Source organism: Streptomyces sp. (assembly GCF_031178505.1).
Taxonomy (GTDB): domain Bacteria; phylum Actinomycetota; class Actinomycetes; order Streptomycetales; family Streptomycetaceae; genus Streptomyces; species Streptomyces gulbargensis.
The window spans coordinates 1-5,438 of record NZ_JAPSIW010000487.1 but is presented as its reverse complement, the minus strand read 5'-3'; the positions used below and the strand labels follow the sequence as shown (position 1 = coordinate 5,438).

Below are 5,438 nucleotides of genomic sequence, written 5' to 3'. Positions count from 1 at the left end.
CTCATCCGTACCGTCCACGCCGGAAACCGTTACGTGGACCCGGAGTTGGCGGCCGACGCCATCGCCGCCGGGGACTCCCCGCTGACCGCGCGGGAGGCCGAGGTCCTGGAGTGCGCCGCCGACGGGGCACCGGTCTCGGAGATCGCCCGGCGCGCCTCTCTCTCCCCCGGCACCGTCCGCAACTACCTGTCCTCCGCCGCCGCGAAACTCGGCGCCGAGAACCGGCACACGGCGGTGCGCCTCGCGCGCTCCAAAGGTTGGGTATAGTGGTTTCCGCGCTACGGCGCATGCGGACGTGGCTCAGTTGGTAGAGCATCACCTTGCCAAGGTGAGGGTCGCGAGTTCGAATCTCGTCGTCCGCTCCATGAAGAAGCCCCCGGTCGATCCGACCGGGGGCTTTCTCGTGTCCGTGCCGCTCAGCTCCAGGTGGTGCCGGTGAGGAGCTCGTACGCGTCGATGTACTTGGCGCGGGTGGCGTCCACGACCTCCTGCGGGAGGGCCGGCGGCGGCTGCTCGCTCCGGCGGTCCCAGCCGGAGGCCGGGGAGGTCAGCCAGTCGCGGACGAACTGCTTGTCGTACGAGGGCTGGGCGCGGCCCGGCTGCCACTGGTCGGCCGGCCAGAAGCGCGAGGAGTCCGGGGTGAGGACCTCGTCGGCGAGCACCAGGTGCTCCCCGCGGAAGCCGAACTCGAACTTGGTGTCGGCGAGGATGATGCCCCGCTCGCGGGCGATGTCCCGGGCGCGGGAGTACACGGCGAGGGTGACCTGGCGCAGCATGGCGGCCGTCTCGGCGCCGACCTGGCGGGCGACCTCCTCGTACGAGACGTTCTCGTCGTGGTCGCCGACGGCGGCCTTGGTGGCCGGGGTGAAGATCGGAGCGGGCAGCTCGGACCCGTCGCCGAGCCCCTCGGGCAGCGCGACGCCGCAGACCGTACGGGACTCGTTGTACTCGACGAGGCCCGAACCGGTGAGGTAGCCGCGGGCCACGCACTCGACCGGAACCATGTTCAGCGAGGAGCAGATCAGGGTGCGGCCCGCCCAGTCGGCGGGGGCGCCGGCGGGCAGCTCGGTGGACAGGACGTGGTGCGGCACCAGGTCGGACAGCCGGTCGAACCACCAGAGGGACAGCTGCGTGAGGACCCGGCCCTTGTCGGGGATCTCGGTGGGCAGCACCCAGTCGTACGCGGACAGGCGGTCGCTCGCCACCATCACGAGGTCGCCGTCCTCGTTGCGGTAAAGGTCGCGGACCTTGCCCGTGTGGAGATGGGTCAGACCCGGGACCTGAACAGGCTCGGGCTTTTCTACGAATCCGGACACGGTTCCTCCGCGTAGGTTGATCCAGGAGCGCATCGATTCTCTCGCACCGGAACGAGCCGTCGGCGGGCGGGCCCGGTCGGTTCCGATCGGACACCCGTCGGAGCCTGTCGCACTCGATCCCTCCAGGTCGAGCACGGTCGGTCCCGGTCAGTCCCTCTTACAGATCCGGTCGAGGAGGTTGGCGGTGGCGCGCTGGACACGGGCGTCGACATGGCCCGGCCGGTCCAGCGCCGGCGACCAGGCGAAGGTCCCCGAGGCGAACACCCACGCGCCCGACGGCGCCCGGTACAGCGAGGTCTCCTGGTGGCGCAGCGCGCCCTCGCCGTCCCGGTAGGGCGAGTGGGCGAGCAGCATGCGGCCCTCGTGCTCGGGCAGCGGCGTACGCGGGAAGTAGCGGTCGGCCTCGCCCGCGACCAGACCCGGCAGCTCGTCGCCCTCCCCGGCTCCGGTGGCCTCCCAGAGCCAGTGCCCGGCGTTCCGTACGACCAGCGGGTGCGGTTCGGGCACCCGGCCCGCGTACTGGATGCCGAGGAGCTGCTGCTCGGGCCGGTCGACCTCGCGCCAGAGCGCGGGGCGGCCGGGACCCCGGCGCTTCCGGCAGGTCAGCAGCCGGTCCGGCACCCCGGACGGGGACGGGCCCAGCTCCACCTGCCAGTACATGGTGTTGGCCGAGAGGAAGACCAGCGAGGTCCCCTGCTCCCGGGCCTGCTCGACGGTCCGGCGCATCGGCACCGACCAGTACTCGTCGTGCCCGGGGAAGACCAGGCCCCGGTACTTCGTCGGATCGACCCGCCCCGCGTGCAGGTCGCGCGTCTCGGCGTACGCCAGGTCGTATCCGTACCGCTCCGCCCAGCGGATGAAGTCGTACGCGTGCCCCACGTGCAGCGGCAGGCCCGCGCCCGCGTAGGGACGGTCGAAGGAGACGGTGACGGCCGCGTCCTCCTCGCCGAGCAGCCGGCCCTCCTCGTCCCAGGCGTGGTACAGGCTCGCGCCCGTCCGCCCGTCCTCCGGGTAGAGGTTGTACGCCTGCCAGGTCACGTCCGGCAGGACGAGCAGCAGGTCCGCCGGATGGCTGTCCCGGACGGTGAAGGGGATGTGCGAGCGGTGGCCGTCGGCGGTGGTGAGGACGGCGACGTACGCCCCGATCGACCAGTACGAGGGGACCTGGAGGCGCCACGACTGCCACCAGTGGTGGCAGGAGACGGTGCGGTCGGCGGTGAGCGGGGCCGGCTGGACGATCCCGGAGAGCCGGGGGCTCGTAGTGATCTTGGCGGCACCGTGACCGCCGTAGTGACCGATCCGGTAGATGTCGACCGAGAACTGTTGCGGCGGGTCCACCGTGATGTGGAAATCGATCGACTCGCCCGGCGCGACGGCACCGTCCGAGGCGAAGCCCTTGATCTGGCGCCGCACGTCGTCGGCGGTGCGCGGACCGCGGCCGCCTCCGCCGGCGAGTGTCTCGTCGGCGTACCAGGGCACGAGCTGGCCCGTGTCGTCGAAGTAGTTCTCCGAGCCGCGCAGCCAGGGCAGCGGGCCCTGGCCGAAGGGATCGCTGACGGCGTGCGCGAGCGCTCCCGACTCCCATCGCCTGATCTGATCCGCCCCCATGCTGCGCCCCTCCCTCGACTCCCCCGGTCGGCTGCTTCGGCTGGTCGGTGCCTGTGGTGTGAATGGCTGTGGACCGCGGGGGAAACCCCGTCGCGTCCGTCTCTGTCAGTGACGGTCTCCAGCACATCACATAACGCACGCACTCCGTCACCGTTCGTCGTGAATTGACGAGAGTGGAAGCCCTGCCTCCGGAAATCTTCCGGTGGATCGGACGGGCGACGAAAGCCTCAGACGAGCCGGACGGGCTTCTCCGCACGAACCCCGGTCGTCGTGAGCCAGGCCCGCAAGGGCTCGGGATCGCCGTCCTCGACCAGGGCCAGGACGCGGGGACCGAGGTCGGCCGCGCGTTCACCTCCGACGAGCAGCGTCGGGCCGTCGAGCCAGTCGAGACCGGGGGCGGCCTCCGCCGTGTCCACGGCCGCGCAGCACACCATCGCCGTCACATGGTCGGCGAGCAGGTCACGGCCGGTACGGGGCGGCTCGATCGGACAGAGCGGCAGCGGGCCGTCGGGGCCGCCGACGATCACGGGAGAGTCGGCGGAGCCGGTTCCCCCGGTGGCCCCTCCGTCGCGCCCGTCCTCGCGGCGGGCGGCGGCGGAGGCCGCCCGTGCCTCCCGGTCCGCCTCCTCCCGCGCGAGATGCGCGGTGAGGGCCCCGGCCAGGGCCTCGGCCGCCGCGTTCACGACGGGATCCTCGTCCTCCGGGAAAACGGCGTCCGCGTCGAGGCCGGGCGCCTTCGTGGCGGGAGCGGCCGGTGCGGTGGTCGTGGCCACGGGCGCTCCGGTGCGGGCCGGACCGGCCGGTGCGGGCTCCACGGGCCCGCCCGGGACCGGCCCGGTGTCCGGGCCGGCGGGAAGGGTCAGGTGCGCGATCACCCGGGTCAGTGTCGGGCCCGCGGCGGTCCGCACCCCGCCGGGCGCGGGTTCCGCGACGCCCATGCGGTCCAGGACCTCGTGCAGACGTGCCGCGTCCGTACGCCACTTCCGGTCCACGACCTCCTCCGGGTACCGGCTCCACTCCACCGGGCGCCAGTCAGGGCCCGTCTCGGCGGGGCCTCCGTGGAAAAGGCGGGCGGCCAGCAGGGAGGTGGCCTCGTCGACGGCGCCCGGCTCCTCCAGGAGGTCGCAGGCCGGGCGCTCGCCCAGCCGCGCCGCGTAGCCCTCGGCGAGCCGGTCGCGGCGGGAGAGTTCGGTGAGGGCGGAGACCACGCCCGCGTCGAGCCGGGCGGGCCAGCGGCCCATCCGCCAGGCGGGCAGCGCCACCCGGGTCAGGAGCCGGTCCCAGCCCGCGTACGCCAGGCCGACCTGCTCCTGCGCCACGATCCGTATCCCGTAGTCGACGGTCTGGGCCCGCTCGGAGCCGGCGGCGGCCACCCCGCGCTCCATCTCGGCCGCGTGCCCCCGGCAGCCCCGCAGCAGGATCCGGGCGACCTGCCCGACCGCGCGGGCACCGAGACGGCGCAGCGGATCGAGGTCGGTGCGGCGCGGCACCGCCACCGCCGCGTCGAGCCCGCGCACGAAGCGGCGGGCGGCGGCTATGTCCGGGTGGGCCGCCGGTCCCGTGCCGGCGACGACGGGGGCGAGGACCGCGCGGAGCTCGCCCACACGCATCCACCAGAGGAACGGCGAGCCGATGACGAGCACGGGCGCCGTCGACGCGCGGCCGGCGCCCCGGTCCGCGCCGGAACGCGCGGAGGGACGGGCGCGGTGGGCCCGGTGCGCACGGTCCTCCAGCCAGCTGTCGCAGTCGGGCGTCAGCGCTATGGCGGAGGGCGGGGGGACACCGAGCCGGTCGGCCAGCTCGCGCACCAGCCGGTACAGATCGGGGGCCGCCTTCTCGGACAGCTCCACCGTGGGCGTGACGGCGGGGCGGGCCCGGGCGACGACCAGCGCGACGGCGGCGGCGGCGAACAGGACCACGACGGCGAGGACGGTCGTCACGGCACGGGCGGTGTCCCAGCCCGTACCCGTGAGGAGGCCGGCGCCCCCGCCCGCGTGGAGGACGACGGCGACGGCGGCGGGGAGCACGGCGAGGCCGAGGGCCCTGCCGCGCACGCGCAGGACGGCGAGCGCCCGGGAGCGCGCGGCGCGCGCGCCCCACTCCTCGCCGTGGCCGAGGCCGGAACCGGTACCGGACACGCCGTACATCACCCCCTCCTGCCCTCGTCGGGACTGCCCGTGGCGGTGTTGCTCACTCCCCCACTGTGGCACCCGTCACTGACATCGCAATGCCGGTGGGCCAAGTGCCGGACGCCTCCGCCGCACCCTAGTTGGGGTGTCGGCGAGCGTCATCCGTATGGCCGAGCCGTCACTCGATGGAATGGCTTTGGGCAAAGGTGATGACGGTGGCGCCGTCGTGCGGTTCACTGCCTCTCCGCCGCACGACCGGCGCCTCTGCCGCTCAGACTCCGGTGCTCCCGGCGTCCTCCGCGGCCTTCCGCGCGATGTCCGTACGGTGCTGCGCGCCGTCAAGACGGATGCGGCCGACCGCCGCGTAGGCACGCTCGCGCGCCTG

The 5,438-nt window shown here is 73.8% G+C and carries 4 protein-coding genes and 1 tRNA gene; 2 read left to right on the top strand and 3 right to left on the bottom strand.

The window, feature by feature from the left end:
* Positions 1–267, top strand: a 267-nt coding sequence (locus RIF68_RS25960; RefSeq protein WP_309053723.1) for a LuxR C-terminal-related transcriptional regulator, incomplete at its 5' end; no start/stop codon positions are given.
* A 22-nt stretch (positions 268–289) separates the two neighbouring features.
* Positions 290–365 (top strand) — tRNA-Gly (locus RIF68_RS25955).
* 51 nt (positions 366–416) lie between these two features.
* Here RIF68_RS25955 and RIF68_RS25950 read toward each other — a convergent pair.
* From RIF68_RS25950 to RIF68_RS25940, 3 genes are all read right to left on the bottom strand, one after another.
* A complete protein-coding gene (locus RIF68_RS25950; RefSeq protein WP_309053722.1) occupies positions 417–1,316 on the bottom strand; it encodes a phosphoribosylaminoimidazolesuccinocarboxamide synthase in 900 nt (299 codons plus the stop codon).
* Between the two features lie 147 nt (positions 1,317–1,463).
* Entirely contained in the window at positions 1,464–2,924 is a 1,461-nt protein-coding gene (locus tag RIF68_RS25945; protein ID WP_309053721.1) for a N,N-dimethylformamidase beta subunit family domain-containing protein, read from the bottom strand.
* Positions 2,925–3,151: 227 nt separating this feature from the next.
* On the bottom strand, positions 3,152–5,071 hold the full coding sequence (locus RIF68_RS25940) for a hypothetical protein (RefSeq protein ID WP_309053720.1): 1,920 nt from the start codon (positions 5,069–5,071) through the stop codon (positions 3,152–3,154).
* Positions 5,072–5,438: the final 367 nt, after the last annotated feature.

Bases quoted from the DNA above. Each gene is read 5' to 3' on its own strand.
- RIF68_RS25940 (WP_309053720.1), bottom strand. From the start codon at position 5,071: ATGTACGGCGTGTCCGGTACCGGTTCCGGCCTCGGCCACGGCGAGGAG.
- RIF68_RS25945 (WP_309053721.1), bottom strand. From the start codon at position 2,924: ATGGGGGCGGATCAGATCAGGCGATGGGAGTCGGGAGCGCTCGCGCAC.